The organism is Mesorhizobium sp. ORS 3428 (assembly GCF_001854785.1).
GTDB lineage: Bacteria > Pseudomonadota > Alphaproteobacteria > Rhizobiales > Rhizobiaceae > Mesorhizobium.
In genome coordinates this window covers 553,633-580,121 of the sequence record NZ_MDFL01000115.1, presented here as the reverse complement: position 1 = coordinate 580,121, position 26,489 = coordinate 553,633, and the positions used below count along the sequence as shown (strand labels likewise).

Here is a 26,489-nt window from a genome sequence, read left to right as displayed (position 1 = left end):
ACCGGATGAACCRCTTTTGACCGATTTCATGGGAGGAAACCATGGCAGCACAATTTGATCTCAAGAACGACGGCGTGGTCGTTATCATCGGCTCGGGCGCCGGCGGCGGCACCCTCGGCAACGAGCTTGCGCAGAAAGGCATAGACGTCGTCATACTCGAGGCGGGCGCCCGTCACGAGTATGACGACTTCATCAATGACGAGTGGGATTCCTTCACCCAACTCGCCTGGAAGGACAAGCGCACCACCTCGGGCGACTGGCGCGTGGCGAAGGATTTCCCGAACCTGCCGGCCTGGATCGTCAAGTCCGTCGGCGGCTCTACCACACACTGGGCGGGAGCTTCGCTGCGCTTCCAAGAGCATGAATTCAAGACGCTTTCGACCTACGGCAAGGTGAAGGGCGCGAACCTTCTCGACTGGCCGGTGACGCTCGCCGAAATGGAGCCCTATTATACCAAAGCCGAGGCCAAGATGGGCGTGACCGGCACCAACAACTGGCCAAGGCTGCCCGGCAACAACAATTTCAAAGTGCTCAAGGCCGGCGCCGACAAGCTCGGCTACAAGGAATGCCATACCGGCAACATGGCCATCAATTCGGTGCAGCGCGACGACCGCAATTCCTGCCAGCAGACCGGCTTCTGCTTCCAGGGCTGCAAATGGGGCGCCAAATGGTCGACGCTCTATACGGAGATCCCGAAGGGCGAGGCGACCGGCCATCTCGAGGTGCGGCCGAACTCCATGGCGATCAAGATCAACCATGACGCCAGCGGCAAGGTGACGGGCGTCGTCTATGCCGACAAGGACGGCAAGCTGYAGGAGCAGAAGGCCCGCGTCGTTGCAGTCGCCGGCAACTCCATCGAGAGCCCGCGGCTGCTGCTCAACTCCGAATCGAGCAAATTCCCGCACGGTCTCGCCAATTCGTCGGGGCAGGTTGGCAGGAATTACATGCGCCACACCACGGGCTCGGTCTATGCCGTCTTCGACAAGCCGGTGCACATGTATCGCGGCACCACGATGGCCGGCATCATCCGCGACGAGGCGCGGCACGATCCCTCGCGCGGCTTCGTCGGGGGCTACGAGATGGAGACGCTGTCGCTCGGTCTGCCGTTCATGGCGGCCTTCCTCAATCCGGGCGGCTGGGGTCGCTCCTTTACCACGGCGCTCGACCATTATGACCACATGGCCGGCCTGTGGATCGTCGGCGAGGACATGCCGCGCGAGGAGAACCGCATCACGCTGCATGCCGACGAAAAGGACGAACACGGCATGCCGATTGCCGACGTCCATTTCGACGATCACCCCAACGACACGGCAATGCGCGACCACGCCTACAAGCAGGGGCAGGCGCTCTACGCCGCGGTCGGGGCGACAAGGACCTTCCCGACGCCGCCCTATCCCTCGACCCACAATCTCGGCACCAACCGGATGAGCGAGAAGCCTGCCGACGGCGTCGTCAACAAGCATGGCCAGACGCACGACATCAAGAACCTGTTCGTCTCGGACGGCAGCCAGTTCACCACCGGCGGCGCCGAAAATCCGACTCTGACCATCGTGTCGCTGGCCATCCGCCAGGCCGACTACATCGCCGCCCAGATATCGGCCAAAGACATCTAGTACTACCTCCCGACTGCCTGCTGGCGCGGGACCCGACAGGGTTCCGCGCCCTTTTTGTCAGGTCAATTCCTGGTGCAGGTGGATGCGGTGAAGGCACCGTCGGGCTGTTTCATGATGATGTCGAAGGCGGGCGCGCCCGGGCCGTCCAATGTCGCCTGCGTCAAGGAGATCGAATTCCCGCCGCTGGTGTAGCCGCCAAGCGGGCCGAGCCAGCTGATCTCGCCATTGGCGTCCATCTGGTAGTTGTAGGCTTGCGGCGCGCTGCCGAAAGTCACCGGGCCGCTGTAGAGGCTGCCCTTGATGGTGATGTCGCCGAGGTTGAGGAACATGCCGAGCAGGTAGACCTCGCAGCGATAGATGCCGTCCGGCAGCTTGCCTTCCGAGAATTCGGCCCGGGCGCCGCTCGCGGCGGACACGAGAAGCAGGAAGCTCAGAACAATGCGATTTGGAAAAGCCATGCGGTTCGCTCATTTCGGCGGCGACCTTGCCCCATTTCGCGGTCGCCTCGCAACAGTTCGGAACTGGCTGATTTGCGGTTGAGGTCAAAAATCCAGGCGCCTCAAGCGTCTGGGCGAAATCTAGGCAGTGCTGCGCAAAGTTTTCTCAAATGCCCGCAACGCGCATTGCGTCGGCGGGTAAGCGCCTTGAACTGTAACACATTGAAAAGACTATATTATCTTCAGCTTGCGATAGAACCCTTCGATCTGGCATGTCGATTGCAAAGCATGTTGTGCGGCGGCCTGGAGGCGCCGACGAGATCATTCGCCAGCCACCGAAGGCTGACGAGCGACAGCATAGCCTTCGAGGGGAAGGCGCCCGGCCGGAGCGCGGCGTATGACTGCGCCCGGTCGGGCATCGTATTCGTGCCGCATGAGATCGGCCGAAAAGTGCAGGGGAGCAGAATAGGCCYAAGGAAGAGGAAGTCACGGCGCTCGCTGCACCTCGCCTATTCTTTCGTCCATACTACGATAGACAACCCTGGCGCGCTGAAGGCCGCGTGCTAGTCTTTCCTTGGCCTTGGTGAGTCGGCCGCTTTCCGTACCAGTCGCGAATGGGGGCAAGGCGCGGGCTCGCCGGCAAGTTCCACGCAAGCAATCCCGCCTAGCTTCTCCGCAGTGATTGTCGGTCGATGCGTCCAACAAGACCTTGCCAGGGGAAGGCGATGGAACGTTTTGCCGAAGACTATCAGAAGCGACGCCTCACCGAACGCGTCGACATCATGACCGCGATCAACATCCTCATGTCGCAAGGCTATGACGAGGACGAACTGCTTGGAGAAATGACCAAGGTCTTTTACGTGGACCTCGACGCCTTCAATGAAGTGATTGGGCAGCACTGACGGCGCAAAGAAGCACGGACCCGTCCTATTTGCTTTGACGCAATTCCGGAGGGGAGACCGCTTCGCACTTTTCCTGGAATTGCTCGAAGCTTCAGGCGCAGCGGCGGATGTCGAGCACACGGTTGCGGCCGCCGCGCTTTGCTGCATAAAGCGCCTTGTCGGCGGCGCTGARCACCCTGTCGAAACTCATGCCTTCGCCGCTGCCGAAGGCGATGCCGGCGCTCACGGTACATTTGAGACGGCCCGTCTCGGTTTCTATCGTCCGGGCCGCGAACGAAGCCCTGATCCGTTCGGCCGTGYCTTCGACCATCTCGGGCGAGGCGCGTTTCAGCACCAAGGCGAATTCCTCGCCACCCATGCGGGCGGCGATGTCGTTCGGGCGCAGGTTGCAGGACAGTTCTGCGGCGAAGACCTTCAACACCTCGTCGCCGGCGGCGTGGCCGAACCGGTCGTTGATCGCCTTGAAACCGTCGAGATCGAACACCACCACGGCCATGAAAGCACCGACGGGCGCATTGCCGTGCAGATCGAACAGCGCGCGGCGGTTAAGCAGCCCGGTCAACGCATCGGTCTCGGCCTCGCGCTTGTGGTGGCGCGCGAGCCGCCCCTGGTTGAGCGCCAGCGACAGCGCGCCGATACCGGTCATCGAGGCGATGACAATGATCAGGCTCAGGTCCTCCGCCCAGTTGCTCGGCGCGTGGCCGAGGGTCAGCTTGCCGTCCCATGCCAGTACCGCCCCGCACAATACGAAGGAAGCTGCAACCAGCGAGTAGAGCAGCGCCACGCCGACGAGCTGCGCCGGCGCCTCCTCGCGGCCCTTCCAATATTCATGTGCGGTGGCGAACAGGAGCAGCGCGGCGAGGAAATTCTCCAGCATGAAGCCCAGCCCGTCATAGCCGAGCGCCATAGGCGGCAACGCCAGTGCAAAGGAGATGCCGGTGCCAAGCGCGATGCGCGGCAGCGGCGAGCGGCCGGTACGGAACTGGTGGGCGGCGCCCAGCATCACCGAGAAGCCGAGCAGGAGCAGTGCCACAGTCAGCACCCCGAGTGCCGTTCCGGGCGCTTCGATATAGGCGTCATAGCCAAAGACCTCGACCACAACCACAAGCACACTGATTTGCCCATGTCAGCAGGAACCTGTCGGAGCGGGCGGTCAGCCAGGATCCGAACAGCGTGAGGCTGAGGCAGGCCGCGGAGAAGCCGACGGCCAGCAGCAATGAGTTGTAGTCGAGCAGCATGCACCCGTCCTTGCCGCGCCGGGCTTCTGCAACCTGGCGTAGGTGCATTAGTGGAGCAAGAAGTATCGATTACGTTACGAACCGGCGAGTTGCGAGAAATTTCGCTGCGCAGTTTTCCGCTTCGCTACGCCGTCACCCGTTTCATCAGCGCCATGGCGCCGAAGGGGGCGCGCACCTTGCCCTCAGTGATGAAGTAGACGAACACGTCACGCGGCTTGACCGGCACATCGGTCTTGGGATCGACACGCGGCAGGTCGGCCGGCTGCTTGCCTTGCGCCCAGGTCTTTGTCCGCGCGGCCCATTCGTCGAGCCCCTTCGGCGTGTAGCAGTCGGGATTGTCGTCGCTGCCGGTCTGCAGCCGTGCATAGACGAAATCGCTCGTGACGTCGGCGATCGCCGGATATTTGGCATGGTCGGCATAGACGATCGCGGCATTGTACTTGCGCGCCAGGCCCACAAATTCCGGGACGATGAAGCTGTCGTGCCGGACTTCGAGCGCGTGGCGTAGCGCCACGCCGTCCTGTTTTTCCGGCAGCAGCTTCAGGAAGGCCTCGAAATCATCGGCATCGAACTTCTTTGTCGGCGCGAACTGCCACAGGATCGGTCCGAGCTTCTCGCCGAGCGCGGCGACGCCGGAGCCGAGGAAGCGCATCATCGATTCCCCGGCCTCGCCGAGCACGCGGYGATTGGTGACGAAGCGGTTGCCCTTGAGCGAAAAGACGAAACCGTCGGGCGCGTCGCCGGCCCATTTCACGAAGGTCGGTTCCTTGAAGCTGGAATAAAACGTGCCGTTGACCTCGATGGTCGGCACCTGGCGGCTTGCGTAGTGCAACTGCTTGGCTTTGGYGAGCTTGTCCGGATAGAAGGAGGTGTCCCAGGGCTCGAAGGTCCAGCCGCCCATGCCTGAGCGGATCTTTCCTAGGCTGGTCATCGTCTTCCTCCCAGTTTGCGATCAGGCGGCTTTGCCGACCGGTTTGGCCATGTCGACGACGGCCCATCCCGGCCGGTACGGATTGGGCCGGCGACCCGTTTCGCGATAGCCGTAGGCGCTGTAGAGCGCGATGTTCCGCTCCATCCGCGAATTGGTGTAGAGCCGCACCTCCGGTACGTGCCATGACCGCGCCTGCTCGTCGGCGAAGTTGAGCAGCCTGATGCCGAGGCCCTTGCCCTGGAAGGCCGGCGTCACCGCGACGCTGAAAATCATGGCGTGGTCAGGATGCCGTTCGAGGACGATCAGCCCGGCCAGTTCGGGGCCTTCTTCCAGCAGCCAGATCTCGCCGCGCTCGATGCGCGGCGCATAGTCTTCCGTCACCGGGATCGGCGGCGCGCCAAACAGGGCGGTGTAGGGGGCGTAGGCTTCGGTGGTCAGGGAGACTACTGCCTGGAGATCGCCGGCAAGCGCTCTTCTAAGGGTCATTCAAACGCTCTCCAGGCACCAACGATTTGCGTGCTCACTCAGCCGCTTCGCGCTTGCCTCCGGGCCGCCGCTCCAGAAGCTCCTTCAGGAACTGGCCGGTATAGCTGCGCTTCTCGCGCACGATCGCTTCCGGCGGCCCGGAGGCGACCAACTCGCCGCCGCCGTCGCCGCCCTCGGGACCGAGGTCGAGCACCCAGTCCGCGGTCTTGATGACTTCGAGATTGTGCTCGATCACCACAACCGTGTTGCCCTGGTCGACCAGCTCGTGCAGCACTTCGAGCAGCTTGGCGACGTCGTGGAAATGCAGGCCGGTGGTCGGCTCGTCGAGGATGTAGAGGGTCTTGCCGGTCGCCTTGCGCGACAATTCCTTGGCGAGCTTGATGCGCTGCGCCTCGCCGCCGGACAGCGTCGTCGCCTGCTGGCCGATGTGGATATAGCCGAGGCCGACCTGCTTCAGCGTCTCCAGCTTGTCGCGCACGGCCGGCACCGCCGCGAAGAACTCGACGCCTTCCTCGACCGTCATGTCGAGCACGTCGGCGATCGACTTGCCCTTGAACAAGACGTCCAGCGTCTCGCGGTTGTAGCGCTTGCCGTGGCAGACGTCGCAGGTGACGTAGACGTCGGGCAGGAAGTGCATCTCGATCTTTATGACGCCGTCGCCCTGGCAGGCCTCGCAGCGGCCGCCCTTGACGTTGAAGGAGAAGYGGCCGGGCTGGTAGCCGCGCGCCTTGGCCTCGGGCAGGCCGGCGAACCAGTCGCGGATCGGCGTGAAGGCGCCGGTATAGGTGGCCGGGTTGGAGCGAGGAGTGCGGCCGATCGGCGACTGGTCGATGTCGATGACCTTGTCGAGGAACTCCAGCCCCTCGATACGGTCATGCTCGGCCGGATGCTCGCGCGAGCCCATGATGCGGCGCGACGCCGCCTTGAACAGCGTCTCGATGAGGAAGGTCGACTTGCCGCCGCCGGACACGCCGGTCACGCAGCTGAACGTGCCGAGCGGGATCTCGGCCGTCACGTTCTTCAGATTGTTGCCGCGCGCGCCGACGACCTTGATCCGCCGGTTCTTCTTCGCCTCGCGGCGCAGCTCCGGCGTCGCCACTTCGAGCTCGCCAGACAAATATTTGCCGGTGATCGAGGCGGGGGTGGCCGTGATCTGCTGCGGTGTGCCTTGCGCGATGATCTGGCCGCCATGGATGCCGGCGGCCGGACCGATGTCGACGACATAGTCGGCATGGAGGATGGCGTCCTCGTCATGCTCGACGACGATCACCGTGTTGCCGATGTCGCGCAGGTGCTTCAGCGTATCGAGCAGGCGCGCATTGTCGCGCTGGTGCAGGCCGATCGACGGTTCGTCCAGCACATAGAGCACGCCGGTGAGACCGGAGCCGATCTGCGAGGCCAGGCGGATGCGCTGGCTCTCGCCGCCCGACAGCGTGCCGGAATTGCGCGACAGGGTCAGATAGTCGAGGCCGACATCGTTGAGGAAGCGCAGCCGCTCGCGGATTTCCTTGAGCACCCTGACCGCGATCTCGTTCTGCTTCTCATTGAGCTGCGCCGGCAATTCGTTGAACCAAATGTCCGCCTTGCGGATCGACAGCTCCGTGACCTCGCCGATATGCTTTCCGGCGATCTTCACCGCCAGCGCTTCCGGCTTTAGGYGGTAGCCGTTGCAGGCCGGGCAGGGGGTGGCCGACATGAAGGGCTCGATCTCCTCGCGCATCCACGCCGACTCGGTCTCCTTCCAGCGCCGCTCGAGATTGGGAATGACGCCCTCGAAGGTCTTGGTTGTCTTGTAGGAGCGCAGGCCGTCGTCATACTGGAAGGTGATTTCGCGCTCGCCGGTGCCGTGCAGCACGGCCTGCTGCGCCTCAACGCTGAGATCCTTGAACTTGTCGCCGAGCTTGAAGCCATAGGCCTTGCCGAGCGCCTCCAGCGTCTGCGCGTAATAGGGCGAAGTCGATTTCGCCCAGGGGCTGATGGCGCCGTCGCGCAGCGACACATTCTCGTCCGGCACGACGAGTTTGGCGTCGATGGCGCGCTGGCTGCCGAGGCCGTCGCAGGTCGGGCAGGCGCCGAACGGGTTGTTGAAGGAGAACAGCCTGGGCTCGATCTCGGGAATGGTGAAGCCGGAGACCGGGCAGGCAAATTTTTCCGAGAACATGATGCGTTCATTCGTCTCGTTCTTCGACTTGTTGACCGAGTCCTCGCCGGTCTGGCTGGCATCGAGCGGCCTGTCGGCGAATTCGGCTACCGCCAGCCCGTCGGCGAGCTTGAGTGCGGTTTCCATCGAGTCCGCCAGCCGTGTCGCCAGATCGCCGCGCACGACGATACGGTCGACGACCACGTCGATGTCGTGCTTGTATTTCTTGTCCAGCGCCGGCACGTCGGCGATCTCGTAGAAGACGCCGTCGACTTTGACGCGCTGGAAACCCTTCTTCTGCAGCTCCAGCAGTTCCTTGCGGTACTCGCCCTTGCGGCCGCGCACGATCGGCGCCAGCAGATAGAGGCGTGTGCCTTCGTCCAGCGCCAGTACGCGGTCTACCATCTGGCTGACCGTCTGGCTCTCGATCGGCAGGCCGGTGGCCGGCGAATAGGGGATGCCGACGCGTGCGAACAGCAGGCGCATGTAATCGTAGATTTCGGTGACGGTGCCGACCGTCGAGCGCGGATTGCGCGAGGTCGTCTTCTGCTCGATCGAGATGGCGGGCGAGAGGCCGTCGATCTGGTCGACATCCGGCTTCTGCATCATCTCCAGGAACTGGCGGGCATAGGCCGACAGGCTTTCGACATAGCGGCGCTGGCCCTCGGCATAGATGGTGTCGAAGGCGAGCGACGACTTGCCGGACCCTGACAGACCGGTCATGACGATCAGGCTGTCGCGCGGCAGGTCGAGATCGACGTTCTTGAGATTGTGTTCGCGCGCCCCGCGAATGGAAAGGTATTTTTGGTCGGCCATTGCCGGTCGCCGCCTCAGGTCTGGAATTTGCTGGATTGGCGGGTTTGTCCCGGCCATCCCCTATGTAGGTAGTCTCGCCGCCGCGTCGAGTGACGCCACACTCTCGATCCTTTCCGAAAAACGGTGCCGTTTTTCGGGGTAACGCATCAAGCGTTTAACCGCCTTTCGCGCGAGCGGGCAAGCGGAAAGAACAAAGGTCGAACATGCTCCTGACAAACCGCTGTGGAAACACCCGCTCCCCATGTCCGTAACATTGATCCACAGTCGGCTTACCCACACGTAACCTCCGGGCGATCACATTTTTCGGTAACCGGCTATTGAACTGTTGACGCCGGCGAGCCGCGGGGGCAGTGTCGGGGTGTCAGCGAAGCCGGCCGTCTTTCGATGGCCTCGCCACCTTAAGGTGGCCTGCGAGACGCCGCAGGCGTTAGCGATTAGAGCTTCGCAGGACAATGGTCGCAATGGACAGAAGGAGCGGAGCATGACGCCACCGGACAGTCCCTTGAGGCTCCACACAGTGATGGAGCCGCGGCGGGCCTAAGGGCCAAGGGCAGGCGTAAGCGCCAGCCCGATAAACCGTGACCTRCCGATTGCTTACAATCAGAGACTATAGTCGGATCGTCGGCTGAAAGCCGCGTTGCATCCGAAACAGAACGCCGGCAGTCCACTCCCGGCTAAAGTTGGATTTTCAGATCCATGAAAGCCCCGTCCACCTGCGGAAGCAGCGGCGGGGCTTACATTTTGCAGGCAGAGTATTTCTGCGGCGTGCCGCGCGATCAGTGATTGGGAAGTCTGATACCGCCCGCTCCCATATCGACGGTTATGCTGCCGGAAATCCTGACATCGGTATCGCCGATCTTGAACTGGCCGTTGCCGCTGGCGGGCTGTGCGTCGTCCGGCTCAGGCTGCGGAGCCGGCTTGACGATGCGGTAGTCGCCGCTGACACCGGGCAGTTTTTGCGTTGAATTATCATCCGCAAAGGCTGCCGTGCCAACCATCGTCGCACCGGCGAGCGCGGCAACGGCAACGCCCAGATTCTTCAGGGATCGATCTCGGATCATCCACCGACTATAGAGGCGCGCCGAAGGCGAGGCCAGTCGCGCGGCGATCAATTTGCCGCGCGTCGTCCGTCCACATCAGGCCGCCTTCTTGCGGGTGTCGTAGACGTGATCGACGAGACCCCAGGCCTTGGCTTCCTCGGCGGTCATGAAATAGTCGCGGTCGAGCGTTCGCTCGACCTCTTCGTAAGTTCGGCCGCAATGCTTGGCGTAGAGCTCCGTCATGTGGCGCTTGGTGCGCAGGATGTCCTCGGCGTGGCGCTGGATGTCGGAGGCCTGGCCCTGGAAACCGCCCAGCGGCTGATGYAGCACGATCCTGGTGTTGGGCAGCGCGATGCGCCGCCCCGGCGAGCCGGCCATCAAAAGGAAGGAGCCCATCGACGCCGCGAAACCCATGCACACCGTCGACACCGGGCAGGAGATGTATTGCATCGTGTCGTAGATGGCGAAGCCGCTGGTCACCACGCCGCCCGGCGAGTTGATGTAGATCGATATCTCCTTGTCGGGATTGTCCGATTCCAGCGACAAGAGCTGTGCGCAGACCAGTGCCGACACGCCGTCATTGATCTCGCCGTTGATGAAGACGATGCGCTCGCGCAAAAGCCGCGAGAAGATGTCGAAGGCGCGTTCGCCGCGGCTCGACTGCTCGATCACCATCGGCACCAGGTTGGCAAGGGCGCTCATGGCCTAATCTCCTCGATTTGTCTTTGGTCAGGCCGCGCGCAGCATCATGCGGGGGGCGTTGGCGGCCGTGGGATTCTTGCGGGCGTTGAGCGACAAACCGCAGCCGGCGCCGGCCACGGCAACGACTGGCTTCGCCGCCGACACGAAGCTGTCATGAACGATGCGAAGATGCGTGCCRCCGGAGACCGTGCGCTCGAGTGTGAAGGTGACGATGCTGTCAAAAGAGGGGCTGTCGAAGGCGGGGCTGTCGAATGCCGGCGGCCGGTCGGCTGTGTCGGCGCGGGGCCGCGCGCACCAGGAATAGCGCAGCAGCCTGCCCGGTTCGGCGTCGAGCACTTCGCAGTCGATCAGCGTGTCGGGTCCGGCGAAGGCGAAGCGCCCGCCTGCCTCCGGCTTCATGTCGTTCGGCATCATCCAGGCGGCGAGCAGTTCGGGTTCCGTCAGCGCTCGCCAGACCTTCTCCGGCGGCTCGGCAAGCTCGCATTCGAAGCAGAGCGGCGCGTCGGTCGCTGTCGGGTGCTTTGTTGCCGTCATTGGTCCATTTCCTTCAGAACGGTCTTCAACTTCTCGATGCGCTCCGGCCAGAAGGCACGGTAGCGCTCGATCCAGCCGAGCAGCGGATCGAGGCCTTGCGGCTCGGCGCGGTAATAGGCGTTGCGACCGGCGCGCCGCTCGGCCACGAGGCCGGCGCCGCGCAGCACGGCAAGGTGCTGAGAGACCGCAGGCTGCGACACGCTCATGCCGGCGCGCAGCTCGGAGACAGTCATCTCGCCGGCCGCCAGCCGCTCATAAACGGCGCGGCGCGTTGGATCGGCCAAGGCCCTGAAAATCTCTGTTTCGATCATTGCCAAAGCATAAGTCGATACTTATTGGTTTGGCAAGCTGCTATTTAATCGCCATATCAGGATGTGCCGGTCCGACCACGTCTTTGCCGACATTCCTTGACAGGACTGCTGGTCGCGGCTAGAACGAAAAGAGAACAAAAACCTTGTGGGAAAAGCCAGCCTTAGCGGGCGGCAGCGACCCGCAGGCTGTAAGGTGCGGCGACGTAAATTTTGTTTCGGATGAGCGCGGAGAAGTGCGATGGCGGGTAGCGTCAACAAGGTCATTCTGGTGGGCAACCTCGGGGCGGACCCTGAAATCCGCCGCCTGAATTCGGGTGACCCGGTCGTCAACTTCCGCATCGCCACGTCGGAAAGCTGGCGTGACAAGAACACTGGCGAGCGCAAGGACAAGACCGAGTGGCACAATGTCGTCATCTTCAATGACCAGCTCGCAAAAGTGGCCGAGCAGTATCTGAAGAAGGGCATGAAGGTCTATGTCGAGGGCCAGTTGCAGACGCGCAAATGGCAGGACCAGACCGGCAATGACCGCTACACGACAGAGGTCGTGCTGCAGAAATTCCGCGGCGAATTGCAGATGCTCGACGCGCGCGGCGAGGGTGGCGGCCAGGTCGGCAGCTATTCCGGCGGCGGCCGTGGCTCTGATTTCGGCCAGTCCGGCCCGAACGAAGGCTTCAGCCGCGGTGGCGGTGGCGGCTCCAGGGGCGGCGGCGGTGGCGGCTCGCGCGAGCTTGACGACRAGATTCCGTTCTGAGCATCAAAATCGCGATGACCATTTGAGGGAGGCGCGATGTCGCTCGGACCGCTCCTATCGGCGCCGCCTCCCATTCCCTGGCACGCATTTGYCGCTTTTGCCGCGCTGGCTATAGGCGGAGCGCAACTGGCATTGCCGAAAGGCACGCCGCGTCACCGCGCGTTGGGGTATCTCTGGGCAGGACTGATGCTGGTTGTCGCGCTCAGCAGCTTCTGGATCCAGCAGATTCGATTGTTCGGGCCGTTCAGCCCGATCCATCTCCTGTCGATCCTCGTTCTGGTCACGGCGCCGCTGGCGGTCTGGTATGCACACACCCATAAGGTGGCGGCGCATCGCAGCGCCATGATAAAGCTCTATCTGTTCGCACTGATCGGCGCCGGCATCTTCACGCTGCTGCCCGGCCGGATCATGCACGCGGTCGTGTTCGGCCAGTGAGCAATTCCAGGAAAAGTGCGCAGCGGTTTTCCGTCCGGAATTGCGTATAAACAAAGGGCAATTCCAGGAAAAGTGCGCAGCGGTTTTGCGTCCGGAATTGCGTCAAAACAAACATTTGCAGCGGGCCACTCGTCCGCCGCGAAGCAAGCTCGCAAGGAAGATTATCGTGAAAGCACGCGTCAAATGGGTCGAGGAACGCACCTTCGTCGGCGAGTCCGGCAGCGGTCACAAGGTCGTGCTGGGCACGGCGCACGGGCCTGAAGGCAGGACGCCGGGGCCAAGCCCGATGGAACTGGTGCTGATCGGCACCGGCAGCTGCTCGGCCTATGACGTCGTCCATATCCTCGAAAAAGGCCGCGAAGCGGTCGAGGACTGCGTGGTCGAGCTCGATGCCGACCGGGCCGAGACCGAACCCCGGGTGTTTACCCGCATCCATATGCATTTCATCGTCAAGGGTCGGTCGCTCTCACGCGACAAGGTCAAACGGGCAATCGACCTCTCGATCGAGAAATACTGTTCCGCCACCGCCATGATGGCCAAGACGGCGACCGTGACGCATGACTTCGAGGTTGTCGATACGGCGGTGAAGTAGGCCGTCGGTATGTAGGCAGTAGGGATGCTGCTCAAGCAGCCATGAGTGCCCTGACGCCGTCGGCGACGAATTGCACGGCAAGCGCCGCCAGGATGACGCCGAGCAGCCTGGTCAGGATCGAGCGGCCGGTCTGGCCGAGGATGCGGTCAATGCGCTCGGCCAGCACGAACACCAGAAAGGTGAGCACAAGGCAGATCGCAATGATGYCGACCAGGGCTGCTTGCGCGGCAAAACCCTCGAAGTGTCCCGACAGCAGCACGGTTGCAGAAATCGCGCCGGGGCCGGCGATCAGCGGGATCGCCAGCGGGAAGGCGGCGATGTTGTGGATCATGTCCTTGGTGATGGCGACGTCGCCGATCTTCTCCTTGCGGTCCTGACGGCGCTCGAACACCATTTCGAAGGCGATGAAGAWGAGCAGGAAACCGCCGGCGACACGGAAGGCCRGCAGCGTGATGCCGAACACCGACAGAATCGCCGCGCCGGCAACGGCGAACAATGCCATCACCAGAAAGCCGATCACCGAAGCGCGGACGGAAACCTGGTGACGCTCCTCGCGGTTCATGCCGCGCGTGATGGCGAGGAAGAGCGGCGCCAGCCCCGGCGGGTCGATGGTCACCAATATGGTGACGAAGGCGTTGAACAGGCTGTCGAAGCTCGGCATCGCTGGTCCCCTCCCGCCGGGGCGAAGCCCAAGCTTTGCAATTGGTAGAGCAAAGCCGGGGCGCTGGAAACAGGGACAACCGAAATGATGTGCGAAGGGCGAAAGCCGGCGCGAAGGATCGCCAAGGCCCTCATTTCACGCCGCTGCGACCTTGGACAGGCATCAACTTTCACCCAAGCGCCGGGCCAGAAACTCGACCTCGATGCGCCAGGTCGCGCCGCCGTCATGAGAGCGTTCGCCCAGCCAGCGGAACGAGTTCTCGGTGATGCGCGAGAAGCTCCAGCGCACCGAGGAGCCGGTGTCGTCGACGCCCTGCTGGACGATCGTGTCGCCTTCGGCGCGGCCGAGCTGGCGGCTGAAATAGCGGCTTCGCGGATCGCTCCAGAAGATGTGCCAGGCGTCGAGGCCGGGATCGTAGACGCGCAAGGTCGTGCCATAGAAGGTCCATGGCCCGAGCGACGGCGAGGGGCCGGCGTCCCGCGCCGGCAGGATCCAGACGTCCTGAACGGCCTTGCCTTCCAGAACCCAGCCGAAATGCACTTCGCCGCGACCGGTAAGCCGGGTGCCGTCCTCCAAAGTACGCGTGGCGTCAAATGTCCAAGCGCCGATGAAGCGGCCGTAGAGCTTGAGCTTTTCGGCGAGATCCGGATCAGGCTCGTCGCTGTGCAGGGCTTCGGCAAAGGGGTCGGTCATGGCTGCTGCCTCGTTTGTCAGGAGAGGGTGAGCAATAGGCCCATGGTCGGGTTCTGCGCTTGGGAAAAATTGCTACCTTTTTTGCCCATGACGACGACTGAGGAAAAACTTGGCTCCGGGCATGGCTGGCAGGTGTCCGACGTAGTCTGCACGGCCCGCGCCGGCGACAGGCCGTTCGAGGAGGAGCACCGCAGCTTTTGCGTCGCCGCGGTAACGCGAGGCACGTTCCGCTACCGGACGCGCCAGGGCACGGCGGTGCTTGCTCCCGGTGYCATCCTGCTCGGAAATCCCGGCGCCTGCTACGAATGCGGGCATGAGCATGGTGCCGGCGACCGCTGCCTCTCCTTCCATTTTTCTCCCGCCTATATGGAGCGCGTCGTCGCCGATGTGCCCGGAGTGAAGCATCTCGATTTCACCGCTCCGCGCCTGCCGCCGTTGCCGGCGCTGGCATCGTTGCTGGCGGAAGCGGAGGCCGCGCGGGAAACGGGGGATGGCGACGCATTCGAGGAGCTCGGCCTGCGCATTGCCGGCGCGGTGGTCGCGAATGCGCCCGGCTCCGCCAAGGCTGTCCGGACGCCCAGCCGTCGCGACCAGAAACGCGTCGCCGAAGCGGTCCGGCTGATCGAGCTCAATGCCGAACGGCCACTGTCGCTCACGGAATTGGCCAACGGCACGGCCACCAGTCCGTATCATTTCCTGCGCACCTTCCGGTACGTGGCCGGCATGACGCCCTACCAGTTCCTGCTGAGGACCAGGCTGCACCGGGCAGCCGTGCGGCTGCGCATGTCGAACGAGGCGATCTCGACGATCGCCTTCGACGTCGGCTTCAACGATCTTTCGACCTTCAACCGCCGGTTCCGGCGCGAGATGGGGGAGGCGCCCGGCGCCTATCGCGTCAGGATCCGGCATGTGATAGAGCCGGACGCTTTTTGATTGGACTTGTTGATTGGACTTGCAACTTCGCCGTGACCGGGGGACGCCTCCGGTTCTCCAGTCAGAAGCTGGGAAGGTTGCCGCGTGTCATTGCCTGAAGACGTAAATCGCGCCCCCGCTGTCGTCGGATACGAGGACGGAACCGTTCGGCGCTTCCTTGACATCCACGGGCCGGCCGACGCCTCGGAGGAAAGTCGTCGCCGACACCGGCCGCCCACCGCGGAAGCGCACGCGCACGACCTGCCGGCCGACCGGAACCGACCTGTTCCAGCTTCCGTGCTCGGCGACCAGGGCGTCGCCGCCGAGGCTGCGGAAGAAATGGATTCCCAGCGTTGCGACATGCGCCTGGAAGTCGAAGACGGGTGAAATCTGCTGCGCGGGCGGCCGCGCGTCCTCGAATCCCTTGAGCCGGATTCGTCCGCCGAAATAGGGGAAGCCGTAGAAGCCGCCAGGCCGGAGCGCGTTCAGTTCGTCAGGCGGGATGTTGTCGCCCATGCGGTCGGCGCCATTGTCGGTGAAGAACATGGTGCCGCCTTGCCAGTCGAAGCCGACCGAATTGCGCACGCCCCAGGCGACGCGCCGAAAGTCGGACCCGTCCTGCTTCATGCTGACGATCGTGCCTTGCAGTCCATGCGGCAAGCAGATGTTGCAGGGCGACCCCAACGAGACGTAGAGCCTGGAATCCGGCCCGTCGCCGATATAGCGCAAGCTGTGGACGCCGGAATTCGCGAGCCCTCGGCGAATGTCACGCCGGCCGCTCAGAGCGCCGCCCGGCCCGATCTCGAAAGCGGTCACGCTGTTTCGCGAGGCTACGAACAGTCGACTGCCGGAGCATGCGACGCCGTTCGCAGCCGAGAATCCGGAGGCGGCCACTCGGGCGCGGCCGCCCGACACAGGCAAGGAATAGACCGAGGAGCCTTTGGTGCCGACGAACAACGTGTCGCCGCAGACCGCCATTTCGCGCGCGGCAGGAAYGCGGGCAAGCAGCGCGGCCTGCGTCGGGCCGAGGTCCAAACCGAAGGCGACCGTCACAACCGAAGCGAAAGCGAGAAACCGAATTCCAGCGGAGTGCAATCCGGTCTTGGCAGAAAAGACGTCCATGGCCGCCCTCATATGCAAGCAGAGCCTGCTGGAGGGAATTGGAGCGGCTTATTCTCGTTTCAAGCCGGAGCTAAGGCCCACGATGAAGCGGTTTTCCGGGATCCTTGAGCCCGCGTGAAGACTGCGATGTGCTCTACGCCGCTGCAGTCAGTCCGCTATCGGACCGCACCAGCCCGGCAGATAGTCCGCTTCCTTGCTCTTGGCGAGCGCCAGGGCCTTGTTCATCGCCTTGTCGAAATTCTTCGCGACCGCATTCCGGTCGATGCGCCGGCGCAGGAAATCCGCCCACAGGAACTCGCTGAACGGCGTCGTGTCCTTGGCGAAGCCGCCTTGCCGCCGCAACTCGCCGGCGAGGCTGCGGTAGGGGTCATCGACTAGATCGGCCATGCTCTTGGGCAGCGCATCATAGTCGCGCCGCTTGCCGTTCTCGTCGAACGGGTGCATCCAGCCGCGATTATCGAGCACGATGAGGAAGGCGTCCTTGTCGAGCTTCGACAGATCGCTGGTTACCGTCACCAGCACGTCCTTGATGCCTTCCTCGAGCAGGGCCCGCGCCATGTGGTGATGGTCGACAACATAGTTGCGCTTCTTGGGGCCGARCACCACGGGCACCATGTGACGGCCGAGGAAAGTGCCGGTTTCCTTGCCGCTTTGCGCGCGGATCATCTGGCGTTTCAACTCCACCTCGCGCATGCCGACTGTGATCTGCGTCGGCCGCAGTTCCTTGACGGCCACGGGAGTAAGGATGGGTTCGCGTTGGCTGGTCATTGCACATCGTCCTGCTGTTGGGTCTGTCCTGGGCCGAGCGCCTTGATGGCGTCGTCGACGCTGTGGAATATCCGCTGCGGACCGACCAGATCGGCGATGCCGAATTTTGCCAGCGCCTGCTGCGCGCGCAGCGACTCCATGCGCGCTATAGCGAACACTGCGCCTTTGTCGCGACAATGGCGGATGGTGTCGATCAGCGTCTGCGCGGCGGTATAGTCGATCTCGACGATGTTGCTGGCCTCCAGGACCATGAGCTTGACGCTTTCGCCCTTTGCATCGATCAGGTCGAGCAGGCCGCGCTTGAAACGGTCGGCGTTGACGAAGGAAAGCGGCGCCTGGAATGCCGCGACCAGCACGCCGGGGTGCTGCTCGCCGGCGGCGGAGCCGCTCGGCGGCCACCAGACCGAAGTACCCGGACCTGCGCCAGCTCGATCGGCACCTGATGCCGGCCGCCAGATCGCGGTTAAGGTCCTTTGCTGTCCAGCCGCTGAGCGCTCGCAGAGGCAACCATGAGGCCCGGTTCATTGCGCTTTCGGTTTTCGCTCGATCCATCGCCGACCTCGCCGCGCGGCGGCGAAACCGACCTTGGCCATATCGTCGCAATCAGCGGTATCCATTTGAAATTACCACCAAAATTGTCTCTGGAAAAGTCGCGCCGATATTGGAGTTTTGGCCGGGCTTCCTATATAACCGGTCAGTGATTCCCGACTGGATTGTGACCTGATTTGACCGACCAGAATACACCGCGCGGGCCGGAGGGCGGCCMCAACGGCATCGAGCCGATTTCGATCATCGAGGAGATGCAGCGCTCCTATCTCGATTACGCCATGAGCGTGATCGTCAGCCGCGCGCTRCCCGACGTGCGCGATGGTTTGAAGCCCGTTCACCGCCGCATCCTCTATGCCTCGCATGAAAGCGGCTACCACTGGAACCGCAAATATGTGAAGTCGGCGCGCCCCGTCGCCGACGTGATGGGTAAATACCATCCGCATGGCGACGCCTCGATCTACGACGCGCTGGTGCGCATGGCGCAGAACTGGTCCATGCGCGTGCCGCTGATCGACGGGCAGGGCAATTTCGGCTCCATCGACGGCGATCCGCCGGCGGCGATGCGTTACACCGAGTCCAGGCTGACCAAGGTTGCGCATGAGCTGCTGGRAGACATCGACAAGGAAACCGTCGATTTCCAGGACACTTACGACGCCTCCGCCACCGAGCCGCGGGTGCTGCCGGCACGCTTCCCGAATCTGCTGGTCAACGGCTCGGGGGGCATCGCCGTCGGCATGGCCACCAACATTCCGCCGCACAATCTGGCCGAGGTATGCAACGGCGCCATCGCCGTCATCGACAACCCAGCCATCGACCTAGCGTCACTGATGGAGATCGTGCCCGGCCCGGATTTCCCGACCGGCGGCATCATCCTTGGCCGTTCCGGCATCTACAACGCCTATTCGACGGGCCGCGRCTCGATCGTCATGCGCGGCCGCGTCAGCATAGAAGCGCGCGGCAACGACCGTGAATCGATCGTCATCACCGAGATTCCCTATCAGGTGAACAAGGCGGCGATGATCGAGAAGATGGCCGAACTGGTGCGCGAGAAGCGCATCGAGGGCATCACCGACATTCGCGACGAGAGCGACCGCCAGGGCTACCGCGTCGTCATCGAATTGAGGCGCGAGGCCGTCGCCGACGTCATTCTCAACCAGCTCTATCGCTTCACGCCGCTGCAGACCTCCTTCGGCGCCAACATGGTGGCGCTGAATGGCGGCAAGCCGGAAGTGCTGACGCTGATCGACATGCTGAAGGCCTTTGTCGGCTTCCGCGAGGAGGTGATCAGCCGCCGCACGAAGTATCTCTTGCGCAAGGCGCGCGAGCGCGCCCATGTGTTGGTCGGTCTTGCGATCGCGGTCGCCAATATCGACGAGGTGATCAAGCTGATCCGCACGGCGCCCGATCCGCAGACGGCGCGCGAGCAGTTGATGGAACGGCGCTGGCCCTCCCATGACGTCGCTCCGCTGATCCAGCTGATCGACGATCCGCGCCATCGCATCAATGAGGACGGCACCTACAATCTTTCCGAGGAGCAGGCGCGCGCCATCCTGGATCTGCGCCTGCAGCGCCTGACCGCGCTTGGCCGCGACGAGATCGCCGACGAGTTGAACAAGATCGGCGCCGAAATTGTTGATTACCTTGACATTTTGTCTTCCCGCGCACGCATCCARCAGATCGTCAAGGACGAGCTGATCGCCGTCCGCGATGAGTTCGGCACGCCACGCCGCACCGAGCTCTCCGAGGGCGGGGCGGACATGGAAGACGAGGACCTGATCCAGCGCGAGGACATGGTCGTCACCGTCAGCCATTCCGGCTACATCAAGCGCGTGCCGTTGTCGCTCTATCGGGCGCAGCGCCGCGGCGGCAAGGGCCGCTCCGGCATGTCGACCAAGGACGAGGATTTCGTCACCCGCCTGTTCGTCGCCAACACGCACACGCCGGTGCTGTTCTTTTCCTCGCGAGGCATCGTATACAAGGAAAAGGTGTGGCGCCTGCCGGTTGGCAATCCACAGTCGCGTGGCAAGGCGCTGATCAACATGCTGCCGCTTGAGCAGGGYGAGCGCATCACCACCATCATGCCGCTTCCCGAGGACGAGACGAGCTGGGGCGAGCTCGACGTGATATTCGCCACCACGCGCGGCACGGTGCGCCGCAACAAGCTGTCCGACTTCGTCCAGGTCAACCGCAACGGCAAGATCGCCATGAAGCTGGACGAAGAGGGCGACGAGATCCTCGGGGTGGAGACCTGCACCGACAATGACGACGTGCTGTTGACCGCGAATTCCGGCCAGTGCATCCGCTTCTCGGTCAGTGACGTGCGCGTCTTTCAGAGTCGCAACTCCGTCGGCGTGCGCGGCATCGCCATGGCCGAGAYGGACCGCGTGATCTCGATGTCCATCATCGAGCATGTCGATGCTTCGCCCGCCGAACGCGCCGCTTATCTGAGGCGTGCAGCGGCCGAGCGGCGATTTGCTCCCGGCACGGCCGGCGAGGAGGAAGAGATTGCGCTCACCAATGAGGAGGTCGGCGAGGAAGCCGAGCTTTCCGACGAGCGTTACGAGTTCCTCAAGGCGCACGAGCGGTTCGTGCTGACGGTGACCGAGTACGGCTACGGCAAGCGCTCGTCGTCCTACGATTTCCGCCTGACGGGCCGCGGCGGCAAGGGTATCCGCGCCACCGACGTGTCGAGGACGGCCGAGATCGGACGCCTCGTCGCGACCTTCCCGGTCGGCAATGACGATCAGATCATGCTGGTGTCGGACGGTGGCACCGTCATCCGCGTGCCGGTCAACGGCATACGCTTCGCCAGCCGTGCCACCAAGGGCGTGACCATCTTCAACACGGCCGAAGGCGAGAAAGTGGTGTCGGTGGAGCGGATTTCGGAACCGCAGGCCGAAGAGGAAGCCGAAGAGGTGTCAGGCGAGGCGGGCACCGAGGATACGGGCCAAGGAAGTCCCGAATAGGCGTCTAACCATCTGTCTTCGCGCAATCCCCAACGGAAGACCGCTAGATGCTTTCCCCTGGAATTGCTCTGTCATCACCGGCCTTTGGGCCGGTGCGTGAGATCAAAAGTGACGATCAGCCTTGCGGCCGGCGAGCCCTTCGAGCCGCTTGGCGTTGGCCTTGACGCGCACCCGCGCCGCTTCCTGATGCAGCCCGAATGCGGTTGCGATCAGCATCACGATGGTCATTGCAGTAGCAAGCATGTAGATCAGCATTTGCGTGTTCTCCTACCGTGCTAACGATAAGGTGGTGCTTTGGTTTCATCTCCTGAAGCGGCAACCTAGTGAACGCAGCGTGAAGCATTCGTGATTGTCGCCTTCATCCGTCGTTCATCTCCGTGAAAGGTTCACGGCCGGGCGCATCGATGGGATTTGCCTTTGTTGGAGAGGCTCGCTAAAGCGTCTCACCGTTTCAAAGCGTCTCACCGTTTCAAGGAAACGGCGAACCGCTTTATCTTTTTGTTTTGCGCAATTCCGGACGGAAAACCGCTCACACTTTTCCTGGAATTGCTCTAGAAGCCTGCCATGACCGAACGCATCGCCCTTTACGCCGGCTCCTTCGACCCGCTGACCAACGGCCATCTCGACGTCTTGAAGGCTTCGCTGGCGGTGGCCGACACCGTGTACGCAGCGATCGGCATCCATCCGGGCAAGACGCCGCTGTTTTCCTTCGAGGAACGCGTGAAGCTGATCGAGGCCGCGACCAAGGCGGAGTTCGGTCGCGATGGTGACCGCATCAAGGTCGTATCGTTCGATGGCCTGGTCATCGACGCCGCCAGGAGGCACGGCGCCTCGATCATCATCCGTGGCCTGCGCGACGGCACCGATCTCGACTACGAGATGCAGATGGCCGGCATGAACGAGACGATGGCGCCGGAACTGCAGACGCTATTCCTGCCGGCCAGCCCCTCGGTGCGCACCATTACCGCCACACTTGTCCGCCAGATTGCCTCGATGGGCGGCGACATCCGCCCGTTCGTGCCGGCCGCCGTCGCCGGCGCGCTCACTGCCAAATTCGCGAAATAAGTGCATGTCGCCCAAAAGTGGATCCCGGTTTTGGGGCAACGGCATGCATGCAACAAAGACCTCGGAGAAGAGTTCATGCAGCTGAAGAAGCTCGCTTCGTTTGTTGTCGTGCTTGCCGGCCTTTTGGCGGCATCGTTCCCGGCTTTTGCCGCCGACAAGGAAAACACCATGATCATCACGCTGAAGGACGGCGACGTGACGATTGCGCTGCGTCCCGATCTCGCGCCCAAGCATGTCGCCCAGATCAAGAAGCTGGTGCGCGAGGGCGCCTACGACAACGTCGCCTTCCATCGCGTGATCGACGGCTTCATGGCCCAGACCGGCGACGTCAAGTTCGGCAACATGAAGAAGGGTTTCAACCCCGAGGCTGTCGGCACGGGCGGTTCCGATCTTCCCGACCTGCCGGCCGAGTTCTCGAAGACCGAGCAGTTCACGCGCGGCGTCGTCGGCATGGCCCGCTCGCAGGATCCGAATTCGGCCAATTCCCAGTTCTTCATCATGTTCGCRCCGGCGCCGAACCTCGACGGCCAGTACACCATTGTCGGCAAGGTCGTCAGCGGCATGGAACTGGTGGACAAGATCAAGAAGGGCGATGAGGCGGACAATGGCACGGTCACGGACCCCGATCGCATGATCAAGGTCCGGATCGCTGCCGACAGCAAGTAACCCACTCAATTTTAAAAGGATTTTCTGACATGGCTGAGATCAAGGACCGCGAGAACGCGCTCATCATGGAAACGACCAAGGGCAACGTCGTGATCGAAATGTATCCGGACCTTGCGCCCGGCCACGTCGCCCGCATCAAGGAACTGGTGCGTGAAGGTGCTTATGACGGCGTGGTCTTCCACCGCGTCATCGACGGCTTCATGGCGCAGACCGGCGACGTCAAGTTCGGCAATTCCTCGAAACCCACCTACGCGCCGTCTCGCGCAGGCATGGGCGGCTCCGACAAGCCGGACCTCAAGGCCGAATTCTCCAATGCCAATCATGGCCGCGGCACCTGCTCGATGGCGCGCGCGCAGAACCCGAATTCGGCGAATTCACAGTTCTTCATCTGCTTCGACGACGCTTCCTTCCTCAATCGCCAATACACGGTGTGGGGCCAGGTCATCGAAGGCATGGAGAATGTCGACAAGATCAAGCGCGGCGAGCCGGTGCAGGATCCCGACAAGATCGTGTCGCTGAAGGTTGCGGCCGACGTCCAGTAAGGCTTGAGAATGATGATGGGCGCAGTCTGGTCCCTGCTTGGCATCCTGTCCGGCGCCTTCATCGCCATCCAGGCGCCGATCAATTCGCAATTGGCGCGCGGCCTCGGCCTTCCGGTGGCGGCCGCGGCCTTTTCCTTCCTGTCCGGCGCCATCGTGCTCGGCATCATCTCCGTCTCGGTGGTGAAGCTGCAGGGCATCTCGCTCGATTGGAAGGCGCCGGAGCCGTGGCTGTTCGTCGCCGGCGGTGTGCTCGGCGGCTTCTATGTCACGCTCTCCACCATCCTCACGCCACGTATCGGCGCGGCGGCGCTGATGGCCTTCCTGGTCGCCGGCCAGCTGATTGCCGGCATGCTCGTCGACCGCGCCGGCTTCCTCGGCGTTACCGTCCGCGAAATCTCGCTTGGCCGCGTTGCCGGCGCCGTGTTGCTGCTGGCCGGAGCGCTGCTCATCCGGTTGTTCTGATGCGCGTCGACCTGTTCGACTTCGATCTGCCGGAGGAGCGCATCGCGCTGCGCCCGGCCGAGCCGCGCGACAGCGCCAGGCAGCTGGTCGTCAGGCCGGGTCAAGGCGTGGAAGACCGGATCGTGCGCGAGCTGCCGTCGCTGCTCAAGCCGGGCGACGTGCTGGTGTTCAACGACACCCGGGTCATCCCGGCGCAACTGAAAGGCATCCGCAAGCGCGGCGAGGCTATGGCGCAGGTCGAGGCCACGCTGCATATGCGCGTGGCGCCGGACCGCTGGCGGGCGTTCATGCGGCCGGGCAAGCGCGTTGCCGTCGGCGACCGCATCCATTTCGGCCATGACCAGAATTCCTGCTTCCTCGGCCAACTCGACGCCACAGTGATCGAGAAGGGCGAGGCGGGCGAGGCGCTGCTCGGCTTCGATCTCTCCGGTCCGTTCCTCGACGAGGCGCTCCAGGCCGTCGGCCACATTCCGCTGCCGCCCTACATCGCCTCGAAACGCGACGACGACGAGCGCGACCGCAGCGACTACCAGACCATCTATGCCAAGGAGGAGGGCGCAGTCGCCGCCCCCACCGCTGGCTTGCATTTCACGCCGGAGCTGTTTGCCGCGCTCGACGCCAGGGGGGTCGAGCGCCGCTTCGTCACGCTGCATGTCGGCGCCGGCACCTTCCTGCCGGTGAAGGCCGACGATACCGCCGATCACAAGATGCATGCCGAAACCGGCTCGGTGAGCGCCGAGACGGCGGACGCGCTCAATGCGGCAAAGGCGCGGGGAGGGCGGATCATATCCGTCGGCACGACGTCGCTGCGTCTCTTGGAAAGCGCAGCGCGCGAAGACGGCAGGATCGACCCCTGGTCGGGACCGACCGATATCTTCATCACGCCAGGCTACCGTTTCCGCACCGCCGACATGCTGATGACCAATTTCCACCTGCCGCGCTCGACGCTCTTCATGCTTGTCTCGGCCTTCAGTGGGCTGGAGACGATGCGTTCGGCCTATGCGCATGCCATCGAGAGCCGCTACAGGTTCTACTCCTACGGCGATTCCTGCCTGCTTTTCCGAGCCGAGACGCCCGAAAAGGAACGCAATGACTGACACCTTCTCCTTCAAGGTGCTCGCCACCGACGGCAAGGCGCGGCGCGGCGTGATCAGCATGCCGCGCGGCGAGATCCGCACGCCGGCCTTCATGCCCGTCGGCACCGGCGGCACCGTCAAAGCCATGTATATGGAACAGGTGCGCGGCGTCGGCGCCGACATCATACTCGGCAACACCTATCACCTGATGCTCAGGCCAGGCGCCGAACGCGTGGCGAAGCTTGGCGGCCTGCATGCATTCACCCGCTGGCCATACCCGATCCTGACCGACAGCGGCGGGTTCCAGGTAATGTCGCTGGCGAAGCTGAGAAAGCTCAGCGAGAAGGGCGTCACCTTCCGCTCGCATATCGACGGCGCGCGCTACGAGATGTCGCCCGRGCGGTCGATCGAGATCCAGGGGCTGCTCGATGCCGACATCCAGATGCAACTCGACGAATGCACGGCGCTGCCGGCCAAGCCCAGGGAAATCGAGCGCGCGATGGAATTGTCTTTGCGCTGGGCCGAGCGCTGCAAGACGGCGTTCGGCAACCAGCCGGGCAAGGCGATGTTCGGCATCGTTCAGGGCGGCGACAGCGCAGCGATGCGCCTGCGCTCGGCGCAGGCGCTGACGGCGATGGATCTCAAAGGCTATGCCATCGGCGGGCTCGCGGTCGGCGAGCCGCAGGCGGTCATGCTGGAGATGCTCGACATCACCTGTCCGGAACTGCCGGCCGACCGGCCGCGCTATCTGATGGGCGTCGGCACGCCGGAGGATATCGTGAAGTCGGTAGCGCGTGGCATCGACATGTTCGATTGCGTGATGCCGACGCGCGCCGGCCGCCATGGCCTGGCCTATACACGCCGGGGCAAGATCAACCTGCGCAACGCCCGCCATGCCGACGATCCGCGTCCGCTGGACGAGGAAAGCGATTGCCCGGCCGCGCGCGATTACTCGCGCGCCTATCTGCATCACCTCGTGCGGTCGCAGGAATCGCTTGGTGCGATGCTGCTCACCTGGAACAATTTGTATTATTACCAGAAGCTGATGCAGGACCTCCGTGCTGCCATCGAGGCTCAGGCCTTCGAAGCGCGCGCCGGGGAGATTTCGGAAGGCTGGGCGAGGGGCGATATTCCGGCGTTGTAAAGGCTCAAGTGCTTACCGAGTTCGCCGCCCGCAGGCTGCAGCCGGTGATCTTGAAGGTGCCGTCCGGCTGCTGCTCCAGCGTATAGACCGCTTCGTAGTMCTTGCCGTCGGGTCCGACGATCRGCACCTGCTGGATGATCGAGGCCGGCCCGGTCTGCTCCACCTTGCCGAAGGAATAGCTTTGCGGCTTGCGCACCGGCGCGTAGCCGTTGGTCACCATGTTCATGAAGGTGTCGACGGTCGGGAATATCCGCTTGATGTTCGGCGCCGCGAAACTGTAGGCGGTGGCGCCGTCGTCGGCGAGGAAAGCTTTGAGCTGGCTCTCGATGACCGTTTGCGCCGCCTTGATTTCGGCATCGCCGGCATAGGCCATGGTTGCCAAGATCGGAACGAGAGCGAATGCTAACAAAGCGCGGCGCATGGCCTGTTTCCCGGAATTCGCGTTGCGAGCGTGCAGTCTAACATACGCCGGCCCGGGCGCCGCGGTTTCATCGCCGTCGGAAGATTCTTGCCGGTGCGATGATCTATGGCCGCGAAATTGCGGCAAGCGGTCGCCAAGGCGCGTGCTGTCCGATGCTTGAAAGCCGGACGGCAGTCTGCCACAAGGGCCGCTTATTCGCGTAGAAGCTGGCAGGACCGGGCAATGAAGGCATTTTTCGTGCAGATAAAGTGCGATCTGGGCAAGGCCTATGAGGTTGCCAGCGCGCTTGCCGATGCCGAGATCGCCTCCGAAATCTACTCGACCGCCGGCAATTACGATCTGCTCGCCAAATTCTATCTCGAGGACGAGGAGGACATCGGCCACTTCGTCAACGAGAAGGTGCAGATTCTTCCCGGCATCAAGGACACGTTCACCATCGTCACCTTCCGGGCCTTCTGACCGGCTGGCATTGCTCTGCTGCGAGGCAGAGCCTGACCTGAAGTGGTTTGTCCTG

Annotated in this window: 29 protein-coding genes and 1 pseudogene; 14 read left to right on the top strand and 16 right to left on the bottom strand. The window is 63.2% G+C overall.

Features of this window, described 5'->3' with window-relative positions:
- Positions 1-41: 41 nt before the first annotated feature.
- A complete protein-coding gene (locus ORS3428_RS16010; RefSeq protein ID WP_071099206.1) occupies positions 42-1,613 on the top strand; it encodes a GMC family oxidoreductase in 1,572 nt (523 codons plus the stop codon).
- A 62-nt stretch (positions 1,614-1,675) separates the two neighbouring features.
- Here the strand turns inward: ORS3428_RS16010 and ORS3428_RS16005 are convergent, their stop codons facing one another.
- Positions 1,676-2,071, bottom strand: a complete 396-nt coding sequence (locus tag ORS3428_RS16005; protein ID WP_071099205.1) for a hypothetical protein — start codon at positions 2,069-2,071, stop codon at positions 1,676-1,678.
- Between the two features lie 704 nt (positions 2,072-2,775).
- On the opposite strand from ORS3428_RS16005, the gene ORS3428_RS33525 reads away from it, so the two are divergent.
- Positions 2,776-2,952 (top strand): hypothetical protein, encoded by a 177-nt coding sequence (locus tag ORS3428_RS33525; RefSeq protein ID WP_172833693.1) that lies wholly within the window; start codon positions 2,776-2,778, stop codon positions 2,950-2,952.
- Positions 2,953-3,043: 91 nt separating this feature from the next.
- Here the strand turns inward: ORS3428_RS33525 and ORS3428_RS15995 are convergent.
- From ORS3428_RS15995 to ORS3428_RS15960, 8 genes and pseudogenes are all read right to left on the bottom strand, one after another.
- Positions 3,044-4,190: pseudogene (locus ORS3428_RS15995) on the bottom strand (diguanylate cyclase).
- 124 nt (positions 4,191-4,314) lie between these two features.
- On the bottom strand, positions 4,315-5,121 hold the full coding sequence (locus tag ORS3428_RS15990; RefSeq protein ID WP_071099203.1) for a DUF72 domain-containing protein: 807 nt from the start codon (positions 5,119-5,121) through the stop codon (positions 4,315-4,317).
- 21 nt (positions 5,122-5,142) lie between these two features.
- Positions 5,143-5,607, bottom strand: a complete 465-nt coding sequence (locus tag ORS3428_RS15985; protein WP_071099202.1) for a GNAT family N-acetyltransferase — start codon at positions 5,605-5,607, stop codon at positions 5,143-5,145.
- Positions 5,608-5,641: 34 nt separating this feature from the next.
- Entirely contained in the window at positions 5,642-8,563 is a 2,922-nt protein-coding gene (gene uvrA, locus ORS3428_RS15980; RefSeq protein ID WP_071099201.1) for an excinuclease ABC subunit UvrA, read from the bottom strand.
- Between the two features lie 776 nt (positions 8,564-9,339).
- A complete protein-coding gene (locus ORS3428_RS15975) occupies positions 9,340-9,675 on the bottom strand; it encodes a hypothetical protein (RefSeq protein WP_443136857.1) in 336 nt (111 codons plus the stop codon).
- 24 nt (positions 9,676-9,699) lie between these two features.
- Positions 9,700-10,305 carry an ATP-dependent Clp protease proteolytic subunit gene (locus ORS3428_RS15970; RefSeq protein WP_071099199.1) on the bottom strand — a complete coding sequence of 202 codons (606 nt, stop codon included), beginning with the start codon at positions 10,303-10,305 and terminating at the stop codon, positions 9,700-9,702.
- Positions 10,306-10,332: 27 nt separating this feature from the next.
- Positions 10,333-10,839, bottom strand: coding sequence for an SRPBCC family protein (locus ORS3428_RS15965; protein ID WP_071099198.1), 507 nt, complete (start codon positions 10,837-10,839; stop codon positions 10,333-10,335).
- Entirely contained in the window at positions 10,836-11,150 is a 315-nt protein-coding gene (locus ORS3428_RS15960; RefSeq protein ID WP_071099197.1) for an ArsR/SmtB family transcription factor, read from the bottom strand. The genes ORS3428_RS15965 and ORS3428_RS15960 overlap by 4 nt, the downstream gene beginning before the upstream one ends.
- Positions 11,151-11,388: 238 nt before the next feature.
- On the opposite strand from ORS3428_RS15960, the gene ssb reads away from it, so the two are divergent.
- From ssb to ORS3428_RS15945, 3 genes are all read left to right on the top strand, one after another.
- The gene (gene ssb, locus ORS3428_RS15955; RefSeq protein WP_071099196.1) at positions 11,389-11,901 is read left to right on the top strand and encodes a single-stranded DNA-binding protein; all 513 of its coding nucleotides are present in this window, start codon (positions 11,389-11,391) and stop codon (positions 11,899-11,901) included.
- 36 nt (positions 11,902-11,937) lie between these two features.
- On the top strand, positions 11,938-12,336 hold the full coding sequence (locus tag ORS3428_RS15950; RefSeq protein WP_071099195.1) for a DUF2306 domain-containing protein: 399 nt from the start codon (positions 11,938-11,940) through the stop codon (positions 12,334-12,336).
- Positions 12,337-12,502: 166 nt separating this feature from the next.
- Positions 12,503-12,928 (top strand): OsmC family protein, encoded by a 426-nt coding sequence (locus ORS3428_RS15945; RefSeq protein ID WP_071099299.1) that lies wholly within the window; start codon positions 12,503-12,505, stop codon positions 12,926-12,928.
- 31 nt (positions 12,929-12,959) lie between these two features.
- Here the strand turns inward: ORS3428_RS15945 and ORS3428_RS15940 are convergent, their stop codons facing one another.
- Both ORS3428_RS15940 and ORS3428_RS15935 read right to left on the bottom strand, forming a co-directional pair.
- Positions 12,960-13,589: a MarC family protein gene (locus tag ORS3428_RS15940; RefSeq protein ID WP_071099194.1), complete on the bottom strand. Its 630-nt coding sequence runs from the start codon at positions 13,587-13,589 to the stop codon at positions 12,960-12,962.
- A 162-nt stretch (positions 13,590-13,751) separates the two neighbouring features.
- Complete coding sequence (locus ORS3428_RS15935) at positions 13,752-14,282, bottom strand: hypothetical protein (protein ID WP_071099193.1); 531 nt, start codon at positions 14,280-14,282, stop codon at positions 13,752-13,754.
- Positions 14,283-14,369: 87 nt separating this feature from the next.
- Between ORS3428_RS15935 and ORS3428_RS15930 the strand changes: the two genes are divergently transcribed.
- Positions 14,370-15,215, top strand: a complete 846-nt coding sequence (locus tag ORS3428_RS15930) for a helix-turn-helix transcriptional regulator (RefSeq protein WP_071099192.1) — start codon at positions 14,370-14,372, stop codon at positions 15,213-15,215.
- An 87-nt stretch (positions 15,216-15,302) separates the two neighbouring features.
- Here ORS3428_RS15930 and ORS3428_RS15925 read toward each other — a convergent pair whose 3' ends face one another.
- The 3 genes from ORS3428_RS15925 to ORS3428_RS15915 all read right to left on the bottom strand — a co-directional run bounded on the left by ORS3428_RS15925 (position 15,303) and on the right by ORS3428_RS15915 (position 17,440).
- Complete coding sequence (locus tag ORS3428_RS15925; protein ID WP_071099191.1) at positions 15,303-16,316, bottom strand: PQQ-dependent sugar dehydrogenase; 1,014 nt, start codon at positions 16,314-16,316, stop codon at positions 15,303-15,305.
- A gap of 147 nt (positions 16,317-16,463) precedes the next feature.
- Complete coding sequence (locus tag ORS3428_RS15920; RefSeq protein WP_071099190.1) at positions 16,464-17,084, bottom strand: ParB-like protein; 621 nt, start codon at positions 17,082-17,084, stop codon at positions 16,464-16,466.
- Positions 17,081-17,440, bottom strand: a complete 360-nt coding sequence (locus tag ORS3428_RS15915) for a sodium-independent anion transporter (RefSeq protein WP_071099189.1) — start codon at positions 17,438-17,440, stop codon at positions 17,081-17,083. Before ORS3428_RS15915 ends, ORS3428_RS15920 begins: the two co-directional genes overlap by 4 nt.
- A gap of 369 nt (positions 17,441-17,809) precedes the next feature.
- Here ORS3428_RS15915 and gyrA point away from each other — a divergent pair, with 369 nt between their 5' ends.
- A complete protein-coding gene (gyrA, locus tag ORS3428_RS15910) occupies positions 17,810-20,599 on the top strand; it encodes a DNA gyrase subunit A (protein ID WP_071099188.1) in 2,790 nt (929 codons plus the stop codon).
- Positions 20,600-20,701: 102 nt separating this feature from the next.
- On the opposite strand, the gene ORS3428_RS33520 is transcribed toward gyrA, so the two are convergent.
- Positions 20,702-20,854: a hypothetical protein gene (locus ORS3428_RS33520; protein WP_172833692.1), complete on the bottom strand. Its 153-nt coding sequence runs from the start codon at positions 20,852-20,854 to the stop codon at positions 20,702-20,704.
- 309 nt (positions 20,855-21,163) lie between these two features.
- On the opposite strand from ORS3428_RS33520, the gene coaD reads away from it, so the two are divergent.
- From coaD to tgt, 6 genes are all read left to right on the top strand, one after another.
- Positions 21,164-21,664, top strand: a complete 501-nt coding sequence (gene coaD / locus ORS3428_RS15905) for a pantetheine-phosphate adenylyltransferase (protein ID WP_071099187.1) — start codon at positions 21,164-21,166, stop codon at positions 21,662-21,664.
- 168 nt (positions 21,665-21,832) lie between these two features.
- A complete protein-coding gene (locus ORS3428_RS15900) occupies positions 21,833-22,330 on the top strand; it encodes a peptidylprolyl isomerase (protein ID WP_244507972.1) in 498 nt (165 codons plus the stop codon).
- 29 nt (positions 22,331-22,359) lie between these two features.
- Positions 22,360-22,872, top strand: coding sequence for a peptidylprolyl isomerase (locus ORS3428_RS15895; protein ID WP_071099185.1), 513 nt, complete (start codon positions 22,360-22,362; stop codon positions 22,870-22,872).
- A 12-nt stretch (positions 22,873-22,884) separates the two neighbouring features.
- Positions 22,885-23,334 (top strand): DMT family transporter, encoded by a 450-nt coding sequence (locus tag ORS3428_RS15890; RefSeq protein WP_071099298.1) that lies wholly within the window; start codon positions 22,885-22,887, stop codon positions 23,332-23,334.
- Positions 23,334-24,431, top strand: coding sequence for a tRNA preQ1(34) S-adenosylmethionine ribosyltransferase-isomerase QueA (queA, locus tag ORS3428_RS15885; RefSeq protein ID WP_071099184.1), 1,098 nt, complete (start codon positions 23,334-23,336; stop codon positions 24,429-24,431). The genes ORS3428_RS15890 and queA overlap by 1 nt, the downstream gene beginning before the upstream one ends.
- Positions 24,424-25,554, top strand: a complete 1,131-nt coding sequence (gene tgt, locus ORS3428_RS15880; protein ID WP_071099183.1) for a tRNA guanosine(34) transglycosylase Tgt — start codon at positions 24,424-24,426, stop codon at positions 25,552-25,554. The genes queA and tgt overlap by 8 nt, the downstream gene beginning before the upstream one ends.
- Before the next feature lie 4 nt (positions 25,555-25,558).
- Here the strand turns inward: tgt and ORS3428_RS15875 are convergent, their stop codons facing one another.
- Positions 25,559-25,975 carry a DUF4864 domain-containing protein gene (locus tag ORS3428_RS15875; protein WP_071099182.1) on the bottom strand — a complete coding sequence of 139 codons (417 nt, stop codon included), beginning with the start codon at positions 25,973-25,975 and terminating at the stop codon, positions 25,559-25,561.
- Positions 25,976-26,197: 222 nt separating this feature from the next.
- On the opposite strand from ORS3428_RS15875, the gene ORS3428_RS15870 reads away from it, so the two are divergent.
- Positions 26,198-26,434: an Lrp/AsnC ligand binding domain-containing protein gene (locus tag ORS3428_RS15870; protein ID WP_071099181.1), complete on the top strand. Its 237-nt coding sequence runs from the start codon at positions 26,198-26,200 to the stop codon at positions 26,432-26,434.
- Positions 26,435-26,489 lie beyond the last annotated feature (55 nt).

Bases quoted from the DNA above. Each gene is read 5' to 3' on its own strand.
- ORS3428_RS16005 (WP_071099205.1), bottom strand. From the start codon at position 2,071: ATGGCTTTTCCAAATCGCATTGTTCTGAGCTTCCTGCTTCTCGTGTCC.
- ORS3428_RS33525 (WP_172833693.1), top strand. From the start codon at position 2,776: ATGGAACGTTTTGCCGAAGACTATCAGAAGCGACGCCTCACCGAACGC.
- ORS3428_RS15985 (WP_071099202.1), bottom strand. From the start codon at position 5,607: ATGACCCTTAGAAGAGCGCTTGCCGGCGATCTCCAGGCAGTAGTCTCC.
- ORS3428_RS15960 (WP_071099197.1), bottom strand. From the start codon at position 11,150: ATGATCGAAACAGAGATTTTCAGGGCCTTGGCCGATCCAACGCGCCGC.
- ORS3428_RS15935 (WP_071099193.1), bottom strand. From the start codon at position 14,282: ATGACCGACCCCTTTGCCGAAGCCCTGCACAGCGACGAGCCTGATCCG.
- ORS3428_RS33520 (WP_172833692.1), bottom strand. From the start codon at position 20,854: ATGCTGATCTACATGCTTGCTACTGCAATGACCATCGTGATGCTGATC.
- coaD (WP_071099187.1), top strand. From the start codon at position 21,164: ATGACCGAACGCATCGCCCTTTACGCCGGCTCCTTCGACCCGCTGACC.
- ORS3428_RS15895 (WP_071099185.1), top strand. From the start codon at position 22,360: ATGGCTGAGATCAAGGACCGCGAGAACGCGCTCATCATGGAAACGACC.
- ORS3428_RS15890 (WP_071099298.1), top strand. From the start codon at position 22,885: ATGATGGGCGCAGTCTGGTCCCTGCTTGGCATCCTGTCCGGCGCCTTC.
- queA (WP_071099184.1), top strand. From the start codon at position 23,334: ATGCGCGTCGACCTGTTCGACTTCGATCTGCCGGAGGAGCGCATCGCG.
- ORS3428_RS15870 (WP_071099181.1), top strand. From the start codon at position 26,198: ATGAAGGCATTTTTCGTGCAGATAAAGTGCGATCTGGGCAAGGCCTAT.